Source organism: Syntrophus aciditrophicus SB (assembly GCF_000013405.1).
In the GTDB taxonomy this organism is placed as follows: Bacteria; Desulfobacterota; Syntrophia; order Syntrophales; family Syntrophaceae; genus Syntrophus; species Syntrophus aciditrophicus.
In genome coordinates, this window is record NC_007759.1 from 2,475,243 (window position 1) to 2,496,091 (window position 20,849).

General features: G+C 50.9%; 15 protein-coding genes. 8 read left to right on the forward strand and 7 right to left on the reverse strand.

Annotated features, from left to right (window positions below; all coding sequences use genetic code 11):
- The first annotated feature begins 255 nt into the window (after positions 1 to 255).
- The 5 genes from SYN_RS11605 to SYN_RS11625 all read left to right on the forward strand — a co-directional run bounded on the left by SYN_RS11605 (position 256) and on the right by SYN_RS11625 (position 5,670).
- Positions 256 to 741 (forward strand): HPP family protein, encoded by a 486-nt coding sequence (locus SYN_RS11605; RefSeq protein ID WP_011418347.1) that lies wholly within the window; start codon positions 256 to 258, stop codon positions 739 to 741.
- Positions 742 to 763: 22 nt separating this feature from the next.
- Positions 764 to 1,930, forward strand: a complete 1,167-nt coding sequence (locus SYN_RS11610) for an MFS transporter (protein WP_011418348.1) — start codon at positions 764 to 766, stop codon at positions 1,928 to 1,930.
- Positions 1,927 to 3,054: a putative sulfate/molybdate transporter gene (locus tag SYN_RS11615; RefSeq protein ID WP_011418349.1), complete on the forward strand. Its 1,128-nt coding sequence runs from the start codon at positions 1,927 to 1,929 to the stop codon at positions 3,052 to 3,054. Before SYN_RS11610 ends, SYN_RS11615 begins: the two co-directional genes overlap by 4 nt.
- A gap of 107 nt (positions 3,055 to 3,161) precedes the next feature.
- Positions 3,162 to 4,748: an MFS transporter gene (locus SYN_RS11620; protein WP_202943562.1), complete on the forward strand. Its 1,587-nt coding sequence runs from the start codon at positions 3,162 to 3,164 to the stop codon at positions 4,746 to 4,748.
- A 598-nt stretch (positions 4,749 to 5,346) separates the two neighbouring features.
- The gene (locus tag SYN_RS11625; RefSeq protein WP_011418351.1) at positions 5,347 to 5,670 is read left to right on the forward strand and encodes a hypothetical protein; all 324 of its coding nucleotides are present in this window, start codon (positions 5,347 to 5,349) and stop codon (positions 5,668 to 5,670) included.
- 114 nt (positions 5,671 to 5,784) lie between these two features.
- On the opposite strand, the gene SYN_RS11630 is transcribed toward SYN_RS11625, so the two are convergent.
- The 4 genes from SYN_RS11630 to SYN_RS11650 form a co-directional block, all read right to left on the reverse strand.
- Positions 5,785 to 6,588 carry a PAS domain-containing protein gene (locus SYN_RS11630; RefSeq protein WP_083756493.1) on the reverse strand — a complete coding sequence of 268 codons (804 nt, stop codon included), beginning with the start codon at positions 6,586 to 6,588 and terminating at the stop codon, positions 5,785 to 5,787.
- Between the two features lie 39 nt (positions 6,589 to 6,627).
- A complete protein-coding gene (gene acs, locus SYN_RS11640) occupies positions 6,628 to 8,571 on the reverse strand; it encodes an acetate--CoA ligase (protein WP_011418354.1) in 1,944 nt (647 codons plus the stop codon).
- A gap of 34 nt (positions 8,572 to 8,605) precedes the next feature.
- Positions 8,606 to 9,220 (reverse strand): TatD family nuclease-associated radical SAM protein, encoded by a 615-nt coding sequence (locus SYN_RS11645; protein WP_237671346.1) that lies wholly within the window; start codon positions 9,218 to 9,220, stop codon positions 8,606 to 8,608.
- A 227-nt stretch (positions 9,221 to 9,447) separates the two neighbouring features.
- Complete coding sequence (locus SYN_RS11650) at positions 9,448 to 10,107, reverse strand: NAD(P)/FAD-dependent oxidoreductase (RefSeq protein WP_041585060.1); 660 nt, start codon at positions 10,105 to 10,107, stop codon at positions 9,448 to 9,450.
- Positions 10,108 to 10,395: 288 nt separating this feature from the next.
- Here SYN_RS11650 and SYN_RS11655 point away from each other — a divergent pair, with 288 nt between their 5' ends.
- Complete coding sequence (locus tag SYN_RS11655; protein WP_011418357.1) at positions 10,396 to 12,627, forward strand: vitamin B12-dependent ribonucleotide reductase; 2,232 nt, start codon at positions 10,396 to 10,398, stop codon at positions 12,625 to 12,627.
- Positions 12,628 to 13,390: 763 nt separating this feature from the next.
- On the opposite strand, the gene SYN_RS11665 is transcribed toward SYN_RS11655, so the two are convergent.
- A complete protein-coding gene (locus tag SYN_RS11665; protein ID WP_011418359.1) occupies positions 13,391 to 13,666 on the reverse strand; it encodes an HU family DNA-binding protein in 276 nt (91 codons plus the stop codon).
- Between the two features lie 258 nt (positions 13,667 to 13,924).
- Positions 13,925 to 14,380: a flavodoxin family protein gene (locus SYN_RS11670; protein WP_011418360.1), complete on the reverse strand. Its 456-nt coding sequence runs from the start codon at positions 14,378 to 14,380 to the stop codon at positions 13,925 to 13,927.
- 522 nt (positions 14,381 to 14,902) lie between these two features.
- On the opposite strand from SYN_RS11670, the gene SYN_RS11675 reads away from it, so the two are divergent.
- Entirely contained in the window at positions 14,903 to 15,529 is a 627-nt protein-coding gene (locus SYN_RS11675; RefSeq protein ID WP_148202570.1) for a cytidylate kinase-like family protein, read from the forward strand.
- Between the two features lie 751 nt (positions 15,530 to 16,280).
- Complete coding sequence (locus SYN_RS15410; protein WP_148202571.1) at positions 16,281 to 18,032, forward strand: HD domain-containing phosphohydrolase; 1,752 nt, start codon at positions 16,281 to 16,283, stop codon at positions 18,030 to 18,032.
- 278 nt (positions 18,033 to 18,310) lie between these two features.
- Here the strand turns inward: SYN_RS15410 and SYN_RS15415 are convergent, their stop codons facing one another.
- Positions 18,311 to 20,377, reverse strand: coding sequence for a methyl-accepting chemotaxis protein (locus SYN_RS15415; protein ID WP_011418365.1), 2,067 nt, complete (start codon positions 20,375 to 20,377; stop codon positions 18,311 to 18,313).
- Positions 20,378 to 20,849: the final 472 nt, after the last annotated feature.

Consider the following 20,849-nt stretch of genomic DNA (forward strand, 5'->3'; position numbering starts at 1 on the left):
AGGCAAGGAAGATCAGCGTGTCAAGGCACAACACTTTTGACCGCGGCTGTGCATGCCGGAGAAGAACGCCCGCCGGACATCTTGTGGATATCTTATTTCCTGATCCCTGTCCCGGCTTTAACGCATGATTATCCGATTACTTTTTGAAGAAAAATAAAGGAACTTTAGCCTGGAATGTGCTACAGACCTACTCATTGGTTACCTCAAAGAAATCGCCCTGAGGCGCGACCTGAATGATCAAGGTGGAGAATACAGATGAGACGATCTTTGAATAAGATGGCCGAAGAGTTCAGAATCTATTGGAGGCACTACATATTGCAGAGCCTCTTTGCCACGCTGGCTGTGTTTATCGTCCTTTATTTGCTTACTCTGCAACACGCCATCATCATCGCTTCGATCGGCGCCACGGCTTTCATTGTTTTCACGATGCCGGACAATATAACCGCCCAGGCATGGAACGTGATCGGTGGACATGTCGTGGGACTGTCCTGCGGATTTCTGTTTTCCCTGATTCCCCACCCCACGCTGATTCCTTCGCTTCTGGTCTATTCTCTCGCCGTCGGGACTTCGATCTTCACCATGGTTGTCACGGATACGGAGCATCCGCCGGCAGCCGGCACCGCTCTCGGAGTCGCCATAACCGGCATTTCCCTGCACGTATTTTGCGCGGTTACCCTGAGCATCATCCTGTTTTCAGTCATTCATCGATTCTTCAAACCTTATTTAAGAGATCTGACCTGAAGGCGAATGAGGTTAATATGCAATGCGAAGATTTAACTTCAAGATTCTCCTTCTTCTTTCTCTGGGCCATCTGGTAACGGATATCTATCAAGGGGCGCTGCCTGTTATACTGCCGTTCCTTAAAGAGAGCCTTTCCCTCTCCTACACCCTGACCGGCGTCATCCTGATGACGGCCAATTTCACCTCTTCCCTGATTCAGCCTCTGCTCGGCTTTCTATCGGACAAACAGGACAAACCTCTCCTCCTGCCCCTGGGATGTTTCTGCTCCGGGCTCGGTTTATCCCTCCTGGCCATACCGTCAAGCTACATTGTCGTGCTCGGGCTGGTCGTTATCAGCGGACTCGGGGTTGCCTCCTATCATCCGGAAGGATATAAGACCGCCTATTATTTTACAGGGGAAAAACGGGCTACAGGAATGGCCATATTTTCAGTGGGCGGAAATCTGGGATTCGCCCTGGGACCCCTGATCGCGATTTTCGTTGTTAAATATTTCGGTCTTTCCTCACTGCCTTTAATCATGCTGCCTTCCCTGCTGTTCCCGGTAATCCTCTTTTTTTACTGGGATAAAATTACCTCAGGCAGGGTCGACAAAAAGCCCGCTCAGGAAACTCCTCATAAAATAGCCGGAACAACGTACTTATCCCTATTGATCCTCGTCGGCATCGTGATGATGCGCTCGTGGATTCAAATGGGGCTGATGAGTTACATTCCCTTTTATTACATAGACTATCTCCAGGGGGATCCCCTTCATGCCGGGGCGCTCGTGTCCGTCTTTCTGATGGGCGGGGTTTTCGGCACACTGGGCGGCTCACCCCTGGCCGACCGCTGGGGACACCAGCGCTACCTGACCCTTTCCATGCTCCTGGCCTCCATCGTACTGCCCCTTATTTTCGTTGCCCGGGGCATTTTCCTGTTCGCCGTTCTCGGCCTTCTCGGCATGATCCTCATCTCCACCTTCACGGTCACCGTCGTCATGGCCCAACGTCTGCTGCCCCGCAATCTCGGGATTGCCTCCGGGCTGATGGTCGGCTTCGCCATTGGAGCGGGCGGCTTCTGTGTCACGCTGCTCGGAGTGATCGCCGATTCCTTCGGGGTGCCCTTCGCTCTGAAATCCATAGCGATTCTTCCTTTCATCGGGTTTCTTCTCAGCTTGTCTCTAAAATATCAAAGGACTCCCGACAGAATATGAAGATCAAATCATTTGAATTCAATCTTCGCGAACTGGGAGGAGCAATGGGGGATTTCGGAACCCTCTTCCCCCTGGCCATCGGCTACATCTATGTCTGCGGCCTCGATCCGGCCGGTTTTCTGGTCATGATGGGACTGGCAAACATTGTCACCGGCCTTGTTTACCGTCTTCCCATGCCCATCGAACCGATGAAGGTGCTGGCTGTGGCAGCCATCGCGCAGAAATGGACTCCCTCCATGATCTACGCCTCGGGTTTCGGCATGGGTTTGATCTGGCTGCTCTTCGCGGTCACAGGCCTGGTGGAACGGCTGGCCAGACTGACGCCGCCTTCCGTCATTCGTGGCATTCAGGTGGCGCTGGGACTTATGCTGGCTGTCGAAGCGGCGAAACTGCTGTCTACGGGCTGGTTTCTCGGCATCATTTCCATCCTGATCGTTCTTGCTCTGCGGAAAAATCGTCATGCACCGGCGGCTGTGGTTCTGATGGTTCTGGGAATTGTCGTCATGGCCGTAAAAGGAGAACTCGGAAACATCGCCGCACCGGGTTTCAAGCTTCCACCTTTTACGACGTTCACCTTTCAGGAGGTCTGGGATACCCTGCTTCTGGCCGGTTTTGCCCAGCTCCCCCTGACCATCACCAACGCAACCATCGCCACAGCCGCCCTCATCTCAGCCTACTGGCCGAATAAAACGGTTACGGTAAGAAAGCTTTCCTGGAATCAGGGAATCATGAACACGATTCTGCCTTTTCTGGGGGGAATGCCGATGTGCCATGGCGCGGGCGGCTTGGCCGGGCAATACTATTTCGGGGCGCGCACGGGTGGAGCCAACATTATCGAGGGACTTATCGAAATTTTCCTTGGCCTGTTCCTGTCCGCGTCCATCGCCGGCCTTTTCTCCGTCTTTCCCGGGGCCATTATCGGCGCAATGATGTTCATGGTCGGGATCGAACTCATGAAATTCGCAAGGGATGTAGCCATCGGTAAGGACCTGATTCCTCTGGGGACAACCCTGCTTGTTTCCCTGGCAACAAACATGGCTTACGGGTTTCTGGCCGGTCTTGCCGTCCATTACCTGTCTCCGCTGTTTTTCAGGAACGGAAGCATCAAAAAGGAGGGGTCGTGATGAATGTTTCAAGAAGCAATAGTAAACAGGAAGGTGTCAGGATCTGTAAAGGCAATCTTTCCTGACGCAAATTTTCAACAATGAACAGGAGAATACCAAGCCAGCAAATGAAATTCGTTATGCGGGCTTTGCGTTATCGGAATTACCGTCTTTTTTTCGTTGGTCAGGGGATCTCTCTCATCGGCACCTGGATGCAGCAGCTCGCCTTGAGCTGGCTGGTGTACCGCCTGACCGAGTCTCCCTTGTTTCTCGGAATTATAAGCTTTTCCAGCCAGATACCTTCTTTCATTTTGTCCCCTGTCGCGGGAGTCTATGCGGACCGATGGAATCGATACCATCTGGTTATCGCTACACAGTGTCTCGCCATGGTTCAGGCTTCCATTCTTGCAGTTCTTGCACTGTCCGGGGCCATAACCGTCTGGCATCTTATTATTTTGAGTTTATTTCTGGGAATCGTCAATGCATTCGATGTTCCCATCAGGCAATCCTTTGTTGTTGAAATGGTGGAACGTAAGGAAGATCTGGGAAATGCCATTGCGTTAAACTCCCTTCTTTTCAACGGCGCCCGACTCATCGGACCAACCCTGGCCGGAATGATCATCGCCTTCGCCGGGGAAGGAATCTGTTTTCTAATCAATGCGATCAGCTTCCTCGCCGTTATCCCCGCCCTGCTGGCCATGAAAATTCCCACGAGGATCGTCCGATCTCGACGAGTTTATCTGAAGGTAGGGCTGGAAGAAGGATATCATTACGTTCGCAACTCCATTCCTATTCGATACATCCTCATGCAGCTTTCCTTGATGAGCTTCATGGGAATGTCCTATGCGGTGCTTCTTCCTGTGTTCGCCCGGGATATCCTCGGGGGCGGTCCTCATAGCCTGGGATTCCTCGTAGGAGCTGCCGGAGTAGGCGCCATGATAGGAGCGCTGTTTCTTGCATCGCGGGAATCAGTCATCGGATTGGGCAGGCTGATCGTCTTCTCCTCCGGACTCTTCGGAATCGGCGTGATCATTTTTTCCCTCTCGAAAGTTCTTCTGCTTTCAATACTGATGATGTTTGGAATCGGCTTCGGCCTCATGGTACAAATGGCCTCCAGCAATACAATTCTTCAAACGATTGTTGAAGAAGACAAGAGAGGGCGTATCATGAGCCTGTTTGCTGTTTCATTTATGGGCGTCGCTCCCTTCGGAAGCCTTTTTACAGGGTTGATGGCATCACATATCGGGGCGCCTGCAGCACTCGTAATTTGCGGGACCTGTTGCCTCCTGGGAACGGTTCTTTTTTACAAAAAACTCCCGGATATCCGGAAGATCGTACGCCCAATCTACAAAGAAATGGGAATGTTCCCCCCCCTCGACGAAGACTTGATGAATGCTGCAAAACCACTTTTGCATTTCACCAGGCGCTCCTGCCGTTATTTGCTTTTTCTCAACAGCTCCAGCAACCTGTCCCGATACAGGTATCCCGCCAGCACAAGAATGCTGCTTACAGCGACAATCTCCAGCAACGTCAAATATTTATTGTTTCGAGCACAATTCCCGCTGACACTCAGAAGAATAGTTCCAAGCAGTCTTCCAATTGTTGAAATAATGGCCCACCATGGAAGGCCAACCAATGATCCTGCATCGTGGCCAAATAGCGGATCGATGAACAGACCAAAGATTTTAATCCCAGCTAATGGTGCTCTGACATGAACCCGTCCCGGACGTCCCACTCACTTGGAAATATGGGACGCACGACAAGGCTATGAAATGGAAATTTATCGGACAGCTCCGACTTCAAGGGATACTTATTCATGATCCCTTGATATCATGAAGTGATCCGGAAAGTCAGAAGAATTTCATTTATTTGGCATTGTCAGTATTTATGCCTATGAATGTCTTGGTCCTGCCTCCGTCTTCGAAATGGCTCCCCATATCAAGCCGCATCGTCTTGTTCCCCAACAGATCAACCGGTCAGGTTGACCGAACCTCTTTCAAAATTACAGTTTTTACCTGAGGCACATTCCGTATATATTCAGTATTCATACTTTTTTAACTTTCCCTGATTATGCGTTATTATAGAGCAGGATTGAAGTAAACAGTGAGGAGAAATCCAAAGGAAAAGGAAGGCGTCGGGAAGAGAGGGAGACGATCGGCAGTTTAACGGACGAGAAAGATCGGTGGAATAAACAGGAGACAGGCTCTTCTTTGCAATATGATGGAAGATGAAGGCAGGAACTCGGGAACCATTTCGCGCCTGACGGCGGATCAGGCGGTTTTCTTTCTGGAATGTCGAAGAGGATGAACAATCATGGGAGGCAGATTTCTAAGTACCAGTCGTTATATTGCGAACGAGTATTTGAGGGGAAATCACCGCGCCGTAAAAGCGATCATCAAACCCCTCCTGAGATGGGATGACGAATCCCGTGGTGAATTTTTACGGATAGGTCATGACGAATATTATATCACACCCACGGGATTGGAGCTTCTGGCAGTCAATTTAATTTTCAACACATACCTGGCTCAGGAGAGAAAGGGAGTGGAGCGTTTATGCCAGGATCTTTATCAAATGGGATTAATGACGGATCTTTATCCTTTCAGAGACGAGAGTGACTCCTCACGATCTGAAGCATAATGAAATGAATCGCTGCGGTCTCTGTTTATGAAAAGGAACGCAGCAGCACCCACAAGTTCCCTTTTTTATTCTTCAAGCCCAGCTTTGCCCTGATATTTTCCCGGTGAAATTCAATTAATAGTTCCTGGGACCCGCCTCGGGATCGATGCTTCTCTGTTCATGATATCCCATCAACCGTTCCAGATCCTCTTTCAGCACAAGCTTTTCCCAACTGCATCCCACTAATTCGTTCCTGGAATAACCAAACAGATGCTCGAATTCTGAATTGATCTCATGGATGATCGTATTCTCGTCGGCAATAACCATGGGCGTGCCGGTGTTTTCAAAAATGGTGCGGTACTTTCTTTCCGATTTCCGCAGAGCCACGTCCATCTTTTTCCGCTCCGTAATGTCCTCCAGCACAACATGACATTCCTTTTCGTCCTTGGAGAGCATCGCCTCGATCATCACAATAATTTGGGAACCTTCCACATTCAGCAGCGTCACTTCACACGCAGCTTTTTCCTTACTCTCAAAGATTCCAGCAAGGAGAGCATCGAAGATGGGACGGTCCTCATCGGCAACGAAAGAAGCGAATCGTCGATTGATCAGCAGGATACGCTCCATCCCGAGAAGACCCGCGCCGGAAGAATTGATCCTGCATATTGCCCCGCCGCGGTTGAGGCTCAGATATCCCACGGGTGCAAAATCGTAAAGATCCCGGAACATTTCCTGTGAAGCATTCAGTTTTGATGGGGCTCGCATCAGTTCCTGATCCTTCTTTTCCAGCTCAATCCGGGCAGCCTGCAGCTCGCGGATGACCCGCCGCCTGTTCACAGGATTCAGCGGAACAGTGATATCCGCGCTTTTCCTGGAAAACCGTTCTTCCTTTCTCCGTCGTAAAGACGAACTCAGTACAGGCCTTTGTCTCTTTCCCATGTTTTGTATCTTTCTGAAAAACCTTCTTTTCAAAAAAATTTATTCCCATGCTGCCGCCAACCGCCCCTTGAGGAGATCGTCAACCACTGCCGGTTCAGCAAGGGTGGTGGTATCGCCCAGATCGGCGATGTCGTCGGCGGCGATTTTGCGGAGAATCCGCCGCATGATCTTTCCCGACCGGGTCTTGGGTAATCCGGGCGCCCACTGGATAAAGTCCGGTGCGGCGATTGCCCCGATTTCCCTTCTCACCCACGAAACAAGCTCTTTCCGCAGCGCATCCGAAGGTTGCCGATCCGTTTTCAGGGTCACGTAGGCATAGATGCCCTGCCCTTTGATCTCATGAGGAAATCCGACGACCGCCGCCTCGGCTACGGCGGAATGGGCGGCAAGTGCGCTCTCGACCTCCGCGGTTCCCAGACGATGCCCGGATACGTTGATGACATCGTCGACCCGCCCCGTGATCCAGTAGTCGCCGTCCTCATCCCGGCGCGCTCCATCGCCGGTAAAGTAGACCCCTTTGTATGTCGAAAAATAGGTATCGAGAAACCGCTGATGATCGCCGTAAATCGTCCTCAGCATCCCCGGCCAAGGCTCGGTGATCACCAGATTGCCCGTTCCAGTTCCCTCCAGGAAACGGCCCTCGGAATCCATGATGGCCGGCTTCACTCCGAAGTACGGCCGGGCGGCGGAACCCGGTTTGAGGGCCATGGCGCCGGGAAACGGTGTGATCAGAATTCCGCCGGTCTCCGTCTGCCACCAGGTGTCGACAATGGGACAGCGTTTTTCTCCGACGACATTGTAGTACCAGAGCCAAGCCTCCGGATTGATGGGCTCCCCGACGGTGCCGAGAAGCCGCAGGGTTTTTCGGAAGGTCTTCCGGACCGGCTCGTCACCCTGGCGCATCAGGGCGCGAATGGCCGTCGGCGCGGTATAGAGGATCGTGACCCCGTGCTTGTCCACAATACGCCAGAAGCGGGACCAGTCGGGGTAATTGGGGACGCCCTCGAACATGACCGTGGTAGCCCCATTGGCCAGCGGGCCGTAGATGGTGTAGCTGTGTCCCGTCACCCAGCCGATGTCCGCAGTGCACCAGTAGATGTCGCCATCGTGATAATCGAAGATATGCTGGTGGCTCATGGCCGTGAACAAAAGATAGCCTCCAGTGGTATGAAGCACGCCCTTGGGCTTTCCCGTGGACCCGGAGGTATAGAGAATAAAAAGGGGGTCCTCGGCATCCATCTCTTCCGGCGGGCAGTCGGCGGAAGCCTCCTGCATGAGCCCCTCCCAATCGAAATCGCGTCCCGACGTCCACGGGATCTGACTTCCCGTACGCCTCACCACGATCACCTTTTCGACAAAGGGGCATTTTCCCACGGCTTCATCGGCATTTTCTTTCAAGGGGAGCGGCTTGCCCCCGCGCAGACCTTCATCGGCGGTGATCACCACCCTCCCCTGGCAGTCCCGGATGCGTTCTCTCAGGGATTCAGGCGAAAAGCCGGCAAACACGATGGAGTGAACCACGCCGATCCGGGTGCAGGCCAGCATGGCCACAGCCAGCTCGGGAATCATCGGCAGATAGATGGTTACGCGATCTCCGCGTCGGAGCCCCAGGGACTTCATTACATTGGCGAACCTGCACACCTCTTCATGCAACCGGCGATAGGTGAGAGACCGGCTCACCGCCGGGTCATCCCCTTCCCAGAGGAGAGCAATCTGATCCCCGCGCCCGACAAGATGGCGGTCCAGACAATTATAACTGACGTTCAGCTTTCCGCCGCTGAACCACCGAATGCGGACATCGCCGTCAAATGACCCCTCCTTTACCTTCATCCAGGGCTGAAACCAATCGAGCCGCCCGGCCTGTTCCCCCCAGAATCCTTCGGGATCACTGATGGACTGCTCATACATTCGTCGGTAGACATCGTTGTCTATCCAAGCCGATTTCGCCCACGATTCCGGAACAGGAAACAATAAATCCGACATGGCTTCCTCCTCGATCAGATTGGCATTCCCAAAATTACCTTACCTTGAAGGCAGCCCCCAGCCCGGTGGCTATTCTTTCACACTCTCCGATGTTGATACCCGGCTGTTCGACCACGGTCATGCGGGTTCGGAGGCCCGCCATGACAGCCTTTCTCGTGAATTCAAGAAGTGCAGGGTATGATCCTTCAAAAGCGGGCCGGCACAACCGGTTGTACTTCTCTTCCGATTCGGCATTCAGGCTCACGGATACGGCATCAAGACCCGCAGCCTTCAATTCCGCCACGACGTCCCTTCCGGGGTACATCAGTGCCGCGTGCCCGTTGGTATCCAGCCGAACCGGAATTCCTCTTTTGTGCAGCCATTCCGTGATGCGCAGAACCGTGTCCAACCGGCAGGTCGGTTCACCGAAACCAGTAAAAACAATTTCCCCGTATTTCTTGAGGTCGAAATGTTCAAGCTCCCGCAGAATCTCTTCTTCAGAAGGTTCCCGGGACAGGCGGAGTCGGTAACCGTAAACACCGTCACTGAAATTCCGGATACAGAAGATGCAACGGGCGCTGCACCGGTTCGTTATATTGAGGTAAAGATTGCCGAATTCTTCATAGCACAGGGTTTCCCTGCGCAGGGGGTTATTGTCGTGGTCCGGCATCATGCTCCTCCGGAGGAAACTTCGCTGATCATAATAAACTCTCGGATAAAAGGACCGGTTATGGCAAGCAAAAAGGGGAAGCACTGCTTCCGACGGAGTTCGTCGAAACTGTTACCCATTCGGCAGTGGTCAGATAGAAAAAAGAAAAGGAGAAAAATCCGGCCGGGAAATGATTCCGACGCCGGCGGTGCGTGGAATATCCGTCGGCGTCGGAACTATGCTTCTTTTCAGGGTAAAACTTCCTGTTTGAACTTATCAAAGCCGATCTCTTCGATAAACTCGCCAAGGCGCTGTTTCTTGGCGTGATCTTTGTAGTAGTTCACAACCCTTTCGATGAGCGACAGGGCCTCTTCATCGGACAGGTTCTCTGCCAGCATCTGGCCGATTCTGGGTTTTCCGGCGCCGCATCCGCCGACCAGAAGCCGCCAGCCCTTGGGGGTTCCGATCAGGCCCACATCCTTGATCGCCGGTTCCGCGCAGGAATTAACACAACCCGAGACACCCATCTTGAATTTCCAGGGAAGCTGCATGCCGTGATAGATCTCGTCCAGTTTCAGCCCTACACCCACGGAATCCTGCTGCCCCCTCTTGCAGAAGGTGGTGCCGGGACAGATCTTGACGCTTCTGACACAGAGGCCGATGGCTGCTCCGGGGGACATTCCCAGATCCGCCCAGGCGCCGTCGATATCCTGAGGGTCGATTCCCACGATGGCAATGCGCTGGGCGGAAGTGATCTTCAGCGCTTTCGCGTTGTATTTCTCAGCTACATCCGCGATCTTTCTCAGCCCCGCGGGGTCGATAATTCCTCCGGGAATGTGCGGAGCGATGGCAAAAGTTTCTTTATCCCTCTGAACAATGGCTCCCTTTTCCAGCATGTCTTTGGACATCGATTTCATCCTCCTGATCACTGAATTTCTTTTCTGAATCCGACCGGTGCAATGCCTGTTGCAATAACAAACTTGATAAGGGCTTCTTACTTCAAGCATAAAAGATAAGGAAAGCGCCGTTTCCTGTCAACAGAAAATCGGCGGATGAGATAACACCTTTAAACAATTCGAGAAGCACAAATTCCCCTTGACATCTTCCATATATTGTTGTCAATAAAGGCCCCTCACACAAGATGTTGTACTTTTAGAACAATAATGATTCTGCAATTCACAAGGAGCGATTCCGAAATGAAAAAAAGAACTTCCAGCATAGATATTTCTTCACTGACCGATAATGCGATCAAGGTTCTGGGAAGACGTTATCTGAAGCGAGACAGGGATGGAAACGCTTTGGAAACACCCTCCCAGATGTTCAAACGGGTTGCCGATACGATTGCCGCCGCGGACCGGATATTCAATGATCAGGCAGATACCGCCGGACTATCTGACCAGTTTTACCGGATGATGACCGCCCTGGAATTTCTTCCCAATTCTCCGACCCTGATGAATGCGGGAAGGGAACTGGGGCAGCTATCCGCCTGTTTTGTTCTTCCCGTCGGCGATTCCATGGAGGACATATTTGACGCCGTCAAATTCACTGCCCTGATTCACAAGTCCGGCGGCGGAACCGGTTTCTCCTTTTCCCGCCTTCGCCCCGCCAATGACGTGGTTTTAACGACGACGGGAATCTCCAGCGGTCCAATCTCCTTCATGCGGGTTTTTGACGTCGCAACGGAAACCATAAAGCAGGGCGGCACACGCCGGGGCGCCAACATGGGCATCCTGCGCGTCGATCATCCCGACATCATGAATTTCATCATGTGCAAGGCCGATAAGCACCAGTTGAATAATTTCAATATCTCCGTAGGGCTGACAGAAGTCTTCATGGCCGCCGTAGAAGCGGATCAGGATTATGATCTCGTCAACCCGCGGGACGGTCAGGTCATCGGAACCCTGAATGCCCGAAAGGTCTTCGACCGGATTGTTGCCCAGGCATGGGAAAACGGCGAGCCCGGAATCGTCTTTCTGGACCGCCTGAACCGCGACAACCCGACGCCCCATATCGGAGTGATCGAATCAACGAATCCTTGCGGAGAGCAGCCACTCCTGCCCTATGAATCCTGCAACCTGGGATCGATCAATCTTGGAAAGATGGTGATAAACGGTGAAGTCAACTGGAAAAGACTCCGCGACGTCGTCAATCTTGCCGTTCATTTCCTGGATAATGTCGTAGAAATCAATCAGTACCCCCTGCCCATCATTGCGGAGATGACATTCGGCAACCGTAAAATCGGTCTGGGTGTCATGGGCTGGGCCGATATGCTCATTCAGCTCGGCATTCCTTACAATTCCGACCGGGCCCTCGAACTGGCCGAAGAAGTGATGAAATTCATCAACACGGAAGGTCATGATGCGTCGCACGCTTTGGCGAAGAAGAGGGGTCCGTTTCCGAATTTCAAGGAGTCCCTGTACGACAAACAGGGAAAAGCACCAATTCGCAATGCGACCGTCACAACCATCGCGCCAACGGGAACCATCTCCATCATCGCCAACGCCTCATCCGGCGTAGAACCGCTTTTTGCCGTCTCCTACATACGTCAGGTGATGGACAATGATATCCTGCTGGAAATAAATCCCTTTTTTGAAGCCATGGCAAAAGAAAGAGGGTTCTACTCGAAGGAACTGATGCGGAAGATTGCCGAACGCGGCACGATTCGTGATCTCGACGAGGTTCCGCAGGACATCCAGGCTGTTTTCGTAACGGCTCATGACATATCTCCGGAAGTGCACATCGGCATGCAGGCTGCCTTCCAGAAGTATACGGACAACGCCGTCAGCAAAACCGTCAACTTTGCTCACACGGCAACCATCGATGACGTTGCCAAGGTTTTTCGACTGGCCTATCAGTTGGATTGCAAGGGAGTCACGATCTACCGTGACGGTTCCCGGGACAACCAGGTCCTTTCGACGGGAAAAGAGCGTGAACAGCCTGTTCAGAAAAGCATGCCCGAGGGAAGTAAGCTTGTCAAACGTGAGCGTCCGAAGGCATTGCAGGGTTGGACCTATCAAATGAAGACCGGCTGCGGACCGCTTTATGTAACGGTCAATCAGGACAGCTCCGGTCTATTCGAGCTGTTTACGACAATGGGGAAAGCCGGTGGTTGCGCGGCATCCCAGAGCGAAGCCATCGGACGCATGGTCTCCCTGGCCTGGCGCAGCGGCATTTCAGGCAGGCAGGTAATCAAGCAGTTGCAGGGCATTTCCTGTCACTCCCCTTCCGGATTTGGCGACAACAAGATTTTATCCTGTGCCGACGCCGTGGCAAAAGCCATTCAGTCTCATATGGAGGCAAACGGCTATGACGCAGTCAGCGAAAGCGTTGCCGTGATCAAGGGCGCCTGTCCGGAGTGCGGCGGGATTGTGGAGCACGAAGGCGGCTGCGCCGTCTGCCGTATATGCGGTTACAGTGAATGCAAATGATGCTTGTGTGCCGTATATTGCTTCCTCAATACGGGCTTGTTTGGCCATCTGTAAGCTTTTTTCGGAACATGGAAATGATATGATGGATCGTTTCGAGACTTTACAACAGCTTGATCATAATAGCCTGACCAACCGTATCGAATTACCATCTTTCAGTTTATCACTGGTATAATTCCCGCAATCGACAGGTATTGCGTCTCAAGCGTTTTAAATTATCATAATAATAATTGATTATGCACTGCCCATAAAAAACAGGTTTCAGAACCATGATCTAAACGTTTGAAACTATTCGATTCCAATCATGGGGGTAGCGATGAAGTCACAAGCCAGAAAAGCGAAGCGGATGGAAGCAAGGCGTCAGGAATTGCTCCGCGAAATGGAGAACCGGAAAAGGATATGGAATGCGGCAATAAATGGCGATGCCAGGGCATGCATGTTCTTATCAAAGCAATATCTGGGGACAAAGGATGATCCAAAATTTGATGACAGGGCCATATCTTCCCTTACTTAGCCGGTAAGAAAATTTTATAAAACTCAATCCTGATTTCGTGGGGAAAGAGGATTCGATTCCGGACGGCTTCAGGATAGGACTCAACTCCCTGAGGGTAGCGCGTAATTCAACTTTCTATTTTGATAAACAGGGCGCTTCAGGCAGCAGTTTTGAATGAATTACCAGCACAGTGAGTTGTTGAAATCAGAAGGAATAAAAAAGGGCTTTCCAGTCCAATGAACATGGAAAGCCCTTTTTTTCAAACAGCCTATATTATTTTTTTGCCACAGCTTCCTTCAGCTTTTTACCAGCCGTAAACTTGGGGACCTTCTTAGCTTTGATTTTGATCGGTTTCCCTGTCTGCGGATTTCGCCCGGTTCTGGCTGATCGCTTCATTACCTTAAACGTACCGAAGCCAATGAGTGTTACGGACTCGCCCTTCTTAAGGGCTTCTGTCATTGTATCAAGAACACATCCAACGGTCTCCTGCGCCAACTTCTTTTTCCCGACAACTTTTGTTACTGCCTCAACCAAATCACCTTTGTTCATGACCTTTCTCCTCCATAGAAATGTTTTTCTTCACTAACCACGGCAGTTACACAGTACATAAAGACCTGAACCAGTATGTATAGGCCATTGAGCAAAAAGTCAATAAATATCTTAAATAAAATCAGCAAGTAACAAACAAATTATTTTACCAGCCCTGTCCGGTGGGACTTTACGGCGCAGAATCCCGGAAATGCGGCCAAAGCACGTGATGCGCGAGGAAACAGGAAACCCTGTCAATCGTGTCGATGTGGAACAAGATCAGTAAATCCCCATCGAACACCCGGCGGCCAGCGTTCCGCCCAGTTCACGACATTGTTCGAGGATTTCCTCTGTGATTTTTCCTCTGGCGATGACCGGTTTGAAGACCGTTTTGAATTTGTAGCCAAGGGCGATGCGTTCAATCGCGCGAAGCGCTCCTGTTCCGTCATTGCCTGCGCTGATGAAGATCACAAAAGGCCTGCGAAAGACTTTTCCCTGTGCGCCTGTATACGTCCGATCAAAGAAATCCTTGATCATTCCGGACATGTAGCCGAAATTCTCGGGCGTGCCTACGGCAAGGCCATCACATGCCAAAAGGTCTTCTAAAGTGGCCTCGGCGGCTGTCTTTAAATTAACCTCGACATCCGCAATGGCTTTCGCGCCTTCAAATACGGCCTGAGCCATCTGCTTTGTGTGTCCGGTCTGTGAATGGTAAACGATCAGAATTCTGGTCATTGAATGATGAAGGCAATGCGTTCAGTGGCTCCAGCGACTGTAAACGCGTTCATAGGATTTTTCTTGAGCAGTGCAGAATAGAGAAACCACAGATCCATGTCAATAAAAAACCTGCAAGCTGAAAAAACTGGATCATTCCCGTATCTCAGGAATTCGCACATTTCATTATGGCACTTCTACTCATTGAGTTCTTAAGGAGTGACCTGCCTTAACGACATCCGCAAAAGCTGACTTGGCGGATAAAATCGTCCTGAATAAAGATCAGTTTCTCAGATCCGGGATTAACAACACTTTCTGTTATATTTTGTGACTTGTTTTTATACCAGTTAAATGTTGACCGTCAAAAACGCTTGCCTTATACTCACAATCTGAAGTCTATAAGGGATCAAACTCATCACCAGCGCACCTTATCAGAAAACCAAGGAGGGGAAAGTCGCTGAACACAGTGTCGACTTGTTCCGAAATCTGATCAATGAAACACCCCCGACCGCATTGGCCGGCCCTGAGGAAAGAGAGGGAAAAATGGAAAAAACAGCGCCGTTGGTAATAACCATCAGCCGCCAGTTGGGAGCTGGAGGGGCATATGTTGGAAAGCAACTTGCGAAAAACCTGAGTGTTTTTTATGCAGATCGTGAAATCATCGACGAGGCCGCCAAAGAGCTTTCCGTATTGAAGGAAGACCTTGAATCACACGACGAAAAAATAAGTTCATTTTTACGGTCATTCCTGCTGTCACATGCAATCCCCCCCGTTGCCAATATTCCAAGACCAATCAGCGGCCTGTCAGACAGTAAATTATTCAAAATCCAAAGCGAAATTATAGCGCGCATTGCTAAAGAACGTTCCGCGATTATTATCGGACGGTGCGGCTCTTATGTCCTTCGTGACAATCCGAACCATGTCAGTATTTTTTTGCATGCTGACATGACTTTCCGACAAGGCCGCATGCAGAAGCTTCATGATGTATCAGAAGGAGAGGCCAGGGAAATGATTACCCGAAGCGACGGGGAAAGAGAGCAATATCATTATAAATTTACAGGGAAGGATTGGACGGATGCAAGACAGTATGACATTTCTATGGATACAGGGAAAATCGGTGTTGATAAGTGCGTAGAGTGCATCATGAAATATCTGGATTTAATTCAATAGGACATGTCATTTCCGAACTGGAATTTACCGCTTATTTTTCAAGGCCTTTTCTTTCATGCCGTATTTGCCGGAAATGTTGTTTCAGTCATTCACATCGTCAGCCCTGAATAACGGGAGAATATTGTTTTTTTCAATGATCATTGCTGCTTATTGCCGAAAGAAATCCGACTGAGCACTCGCATCTATACAAATCTATACGTCAATAAGAAATCAACAATTCCGATAAACAATCGGGCCCGAAAATATGGAAATGAACAACTGCAATTTTACGTATCCCAGGCAATCCCATTTAATCCCATATTCGACAATCCCAGTTTATGAGTGGTATAAACCCCGCAACCAATCCGTATTGTTTTATACTTGAAATATGTCATCTTATGAGGTTGAATAATGCCTGCTTTTTAGGCAATCCGCTAAACCGCGTTTAATTTTTACAGGTTCGGCAGCCCTTTCCACAGAAACAGGTGAAGTTATCAACAAGGAATGTTGATGAATCAACATAAGATATTGATATTTAAAGATAATCTTCACCAGAACTCCGGCAGCCATCACTCTCGTCCTGAAGCATTATTACCAAAGCCGAAATCCAGTTCAAACAAATCGGACTCTGTTTTTCTTTCAGGCTCTCTCCAGGAAAGGACTTGTTGCGAGAAAAAAGGCTGGATTTTGAATCACGGAAAAAAGAGAGTTTGTCTTCATCCCCTCACACAGTTTGAAAGAGATCATTCATGAATTCAAGTGGATTTGCCATATGGATCTAACCAGCCGGATACTGATTGTCGATGATCTGCCCCAGGAGCGCTGGATGCTCGGCGCCCTGCTGAAATCTTATGATTATGAATTGAGCTACGCGACGAACGGCCATGAAGCGCTGGAATTAGCAAAGAAAATCAATCCGGATTTGATCCTGCTCGATGTGATGATGCCGGGGATGGACGGGTTCGAAGTTTGCCGTCGTATCCGCAAGACCCCCCTGATCGCTGAGGTTCCGATTATGATGGTAACGGCCCTGAATGAGGCCGAAGTTCGCCGGAAGGGCGTTGAAATCGGCGCTGATGATTTCATCTCCAAACCTTTCGACCGCGCCGAACTTCAGGCACGCGTCCGCAACATCACACGGCTCAATCGCCACCGCCGACATCGTCTGCATGAAGAACGAGTCATCCAGGAAAAACTGTTCAACGCCCTCCCTGACGGCTTGATGGTTCTTGCTGAAAACGGGACCATTCAGATCGTCAATCCCGCTCTGCGCCGGATGCTCTTGTATCGGGATTCCACAGAACTTATGGGCAGGACACTCAGTGAACTGCTCGCGCCTGATTATCGGGAAACCTTCGAGGGGTCATTCCACCGATGCCTCAGCGATCCTTCCTGCATGGAAAACAATCAACTCGATTTTCTGCGCCGCGATGGATCCAGAATGACCGCCGAGCTCACTGTCACCTCTCTGGCAGGAGAAGGGATGCGTGCATTGCAGGTGATCCTGAGGGACATAACAGACCGCATCAAAACGGAGAGCAGGCTTCGGGAGTCGGAAGAGCAGTACCGGGTGCTGTTCATGGGCAGCACGCAGGGCATCCTGGCCACCGATATGGAAACGAAGCGTTTTACGTTTGCCAATCCGGCGGTCTGCCGGATGCTCGGATATTCCGAGGAAGAATTGCTGCGGTTGGGTTTAGCGGACATCCACCCGAGAAACTTTCTTGACTGCGCTGTAATCGAATTCGAGCTCCAGGTACGGGGCGAAAGAGAGATTTCCTCCGGAATTCCCTATTTACGGAAGGACGGCACCGTTTTTTACGCTGATACAAGCGGTTCTAAAACCCTGTTCAAGGGACGGGAATGCCACGTAAGCTTTCTGACGGAAGTGACTCAGCGCAAACTGGCAGAGGAGACCCTTGAACTTACCCTCAATAATCTGAAGAAGGCTTTTGCGGGTGCCATTCAGGTCATGGTGTCGGCAGTAGAGGCGAGAGATTCCTATACGGCCGGTCATCAACGCCGGACCGCGGACCTTGCCTCTACAATAGCAGGGGAGATGGGATTGTCCCAGGAAAAAATCGACGCCATCCGCATGGCCGGTTCCATTCATGACATCGGAAAACTGTTCGTCCCGTCGGAGATTTTGTGCAAGCCGGCAAAACTGTTCGATATCGAGTTTACATTGATTAAAGAACACCCCAGACAAGGATTCGAGATTCTGAAGGATGTGGATTTTCCCTGGCCGCTGGCGGATATTATTTACCAGCACCATGAACGCATAGATGGCTCCGGCTATCCAAGAAATCTGAAAGGAGATGACATTCTCGTCGAGGCCCGCATTCTTTCTGTTGCCGACACGGTGGAAGCCATGGCCTCCCACAGACCTTATCGTCCCGGTCTGGGCCTCGATCTGGCTCTGGAAGAAATCGAGAAGAACAGGGGGATTTTTTACGACTGTGTTGCCGTAGATGCCTGTTTAAGATTATTTCGGGAAAAAGGCTATAACTTTTCCCTGACCTGATGCATACATAAAGAAATTGCCAAGGTTTTATGCTTATTCGACATCCGGAAGCCTCGGGATTGTTCAATTGGATTTAAAGCGCCATGCAGCAAAATTAATAGGCTGGAATCGGCTGGATTTTTTCTGCACTCGTTGATTTTGACTGTTCTGCATGAAGGCAACGCTTCGGATACAGGGTTATGATATGAATTTTTGGAAGACAATCGAACTCCTGTTTAACATGCAGAGCTTTGCCGGCCAATTTTCACCCCATGAGGAATTTCCTGCTTGACCTGTTTTTAGAGCCTGTATCGATCAATAAGCTGCTTGAGCTGCTGTCCCAGATCATGGAGGTTCTGAGCCGCGGTCTCCACCTGCTTAGCCCCGGCAACATTCTGTGAGCTGGCCTGATTGATGTTTGTAATCGCCAGCACAACCTGGTCCATCCCCACAAGCTGCTGCTGGCTGGACGCGGTAATCTGGGTCGCCGCCTGAGCCGACTCTTCAATCGTATCCGACAGACGACGGAAGGAATTTCCCGCCTCGGAGGTCTGCCTCATCCCCGCCTCCACGGCCTTGATCTCCTGCTCCGTGGACATCACGGCCTCGCCTACGGCCTTCTGGATTTCATTCAGGATGGTCCTGACCTGCGATGTCGCCTGCTTGGACTGCTCCGCCAGGTTCCTCACTTCCTGAGCGACCACGGCAAACCCCTTCCCCTGATCGCCGGCCTTGGCCGCCTCGATGGCCGCATTGACCGCCAGCAGATTGGACTGGTCCGCGATATCGTTAACGGTGGCAATGATTTCTCCGATAGCCTGACTGCGCTCACTCAATTTCACAATGCTTTCAGAAATGGAATCGGTCTGAGTCCGGATGAAATTCATTCCTTCCACGGCCAGATCGATGGCCTTGCGGCCCTGCTGAGAGACCTCCGTGGCCTTCTGTGCGCTGTCAAAGACATGCGTTGCCTTTTGGGTCGACAGATGAGCGGTTTGTTTGACCTCCTCAACGGTCGACGTGGTTTCGCTGACCGCCGAAGCCGTCTGACTGGCTGCAGAGGCCAGTTCCGTCGTCGATGCGGAAATCTGTGTGGCCGAAGAGGCAATGACATTGACCGCCTCCCGGATGCTCTGCATCTCGGCACGCAGGGCGCTGATCATGGCGGCGAAGGCCTTGCCCATGACATCCCGGTCAGAAGGGGTCTTCATCTCAACCGTGAGGTTCCCGGCGGCTATCTGCTGAAGCACCCCGGCCTTCTCCTGCAGGGACTGCGTCATCTTCATGAAGGCCCGCGCCAGCATACCGATTTCATCCTGGCGGTTCTCATCTGAAATCTGCACACTGAGATCGCCTTCGGCTATCTGCTCCGCCGCGGAAACCACCTTCTCCAGCGGCCGGGTCAGGCTGCGGGAAAAGAAATAGAAAAAGGCTGCAGCCAGAAGCAGGGAGATGAAACCGACAACGGCAATGAGATTCCCGGTGAAGACAGCCGGCTTAAACAGTTCATCACGTGGAATCGAGGTGAAAGCCGTCCAGCCCGTGGTTTTTATGTTGGTAAAAGCACCCACCTTATCCACCCCCTGGAATTCATACTCCACCATGCCAGATTCCTGACTCGCTATTTTTTTACCAAGAAGGTCAATTCCCTTGCCCTTGAGGCTCTTATAATTCAGTGTAAGGATGTTTTCCTTGTTGGGATGAGCCAGCACCACCCCTTCCCTGTTCAGGAGTACGGAATACCCTGTCTGGCCGATCTTTACCTTATCCACCAGTTCGGTCAGGAAGCTGACGTTGATCGCGCAACCCGCCACGCCGACAATTTTCCTGCTTTTTTCAGAAAAAATCGGACAGGCGGCCATGCATATCAGATTGCCCGTGGCCTTGGACCTGACCACGTCACTCAAATTGCACTTCCCCTGCATCGCCTTCTTGAAATAATCCCGATCCGAGGCATCAATCCCGTGATCCCTGCCCTGAACAGCATCTGCGAAGACAATCCCGTCCGTTCCGAACAGAACGATGGTTTCATAGCGGTCTCCAGCGGCCTCTCGAATCCTGGTAAGTTCCCGCTGTACAAGGGCGATTTCACTTTGGCTGTCTTCTTTTCCTGCCTTCGCCACTTTCTCTGCCGCAGCCACTGCACTGTTGGAAAAAGAAATATCCTGGGAACGACGCATTTCCTCCGTCAGCCCCAGATCGATGTTGCTGGCCAAGGCATTGGAAACATTCGCCATCTCGTCATGCGCAATGGTCGAAATGCTGTCCTTCGCTATGTAAATCGAGGCAATGCCGATCACAATCAAGGGAATCGCAACAACCAGAAGGCCTCCTGTCAGCAGTTTTGTCCCCAGTTTCATTTTCATCGCTCTGTTTTATTCCTTTCTCTTTTGTTTCCTGACAATTTCATCCCTCGTCATTGACAGGAATCCATTCATCGGAGAAGATTTCTCCTCGTTGAAAACAATCCCCCCGTCCGCGGTCATCTCGGCAGAATATTTTTTGCAATTGCGGGTTAAAGCAGGCAGATCGAGCATAGCTGCAAAATGGCTGGAAAAAGTATATATATTAATTACCCGGATATAGTCCAGACAATTCTGATTGTTGTCTTATTGTCGATAACTTTTGGCCATATCATGCAACCTGTTAATATTGCACACAATTATCGTATGTTTTTATGACGTTGTCAGATAAAATTGATAGATGCTGTCAATAGTCAATATAATTTGATTTATCTTCGATTGCAGTTGTTCTCCAGGAAACAGAACAGCAATCTGAGCCGCGATAACGTCCAGGGAACTCAGTTGTAGGAATTCCCTGTCGGCGCCAGGTTTTATC

What these genes read in the sequence shown, in the direction of transcription:
- SYN_RS11625 (WP_011418351.1), top strand. Translation starts at nt 5,347, where the DNA reads ATGGGAGGCAGATTTCTAAGTACCAGTCGTTATATTGCGAACGAGTAT.
- SYN_RS15415 (WP_011418365.1), bottom strand. Translation starts at nt 20,377, where the DNA reads ATGAAAATGAAACTGGGGACAAAACTGCTGACAGGAGGCCTTCTGGTT.
- SYN_RS11610 (WP_011418348.1), top strand. Translation starts at nt 764, where the DNA reads ATGCGAAGATTTAACTTCAAGATTCTCCTTCTTCTTTCTCTGGGCCAT.
- SYN_RS11615 (WP_011418349.1), top strand. Translation starts at nt 1,927, where the DNA reads ATGAAGATCAAATCATTTGAATTCAATCTTCGCGAACTGGGAGGAGCA.
- SYN_RS11630 (WP_083756493.1), bottom strand. Translation starts at nt 6,588, where the DNA reads ATGGGAAAGAGACAAAGGCCTGTACTGAGTTCGTCTTTACGACGGAGA.
- SYN_RS11655 (WP_011418357.1), top strand. Translation starts at nt 10,396, where the DNA reads ATGAAAAAAAGAACTTCCAGCATAGATATTTCTTCACTGACCGATAAT.
- SYN_RS11650 (WP_041585060.1), bottom strand. Translation starts at nt 10,107, where the DNA reads ATGTCCAAAGACATGCTGGAAAAGGGAGCCATTGTTCAGAGGGATAAA.
- SYN_RS15410 (WP_148202571.1), top strand. Translation starts at nt 16,281, where the DNA reads ATGGATCTAACCAGCCGGATACTGATTGTCGATGATCTGCCCCAGGAG.
- SYN_RS11605 (WP_011418347.1), top strand. Translation starts at nt 256, where the DNA reads ATGAGACGATCTTTGAATAAGATGGCCGAAGAGTTCAGAATCTATTGG.
- acs (WP_011418354.1), bottom strand. Translation starts at nt 8,571, where the DNA reads ATGTCGGATTTATTGTTTCCTGTTCCGGAATCGTGGGCGAAATCGGCT.
- SYN_RS11665 (WP_011418359.1), bottom strand. Translation starts at nt 13,666, where the DNA reads ATGAACAAAGGTGATTTGGTTGAGGCAGTAACAAAAGTTGTCGGGAAA.
- SYN_RS11675 (WP_148202570.1), top strand. Translation starts at nt 14,903, where the DNA reads ATGGAAAAAACAGCGCCGTTGGTAATAACCATCAGCCGCCAGTTGGGA.
- SYN_RS11645 (WP_237671346.1), bottom strand. Translation starts at nt 9,220, where the DNA reads ATGCCGGACCACGACAATAACCCCCTGCGCAGGGAAACCCTGTGCTAT.
- SYN_RS11620 (WP_202943562.1), top strand. Translation starts at nt 3,162, where the DNA reads ATGAAATTCGTTATGCGGGCTTTGCGTTATCGGAATTACCGTCTTTTT.
- SYN_RS11670 (WP_011418360.1), bottom strand. Translation starts at nt 14,380, where the DNA reads ATGACCAGAATTCTGATCGTTTACCATTCACAGACCGGACACACAAAG.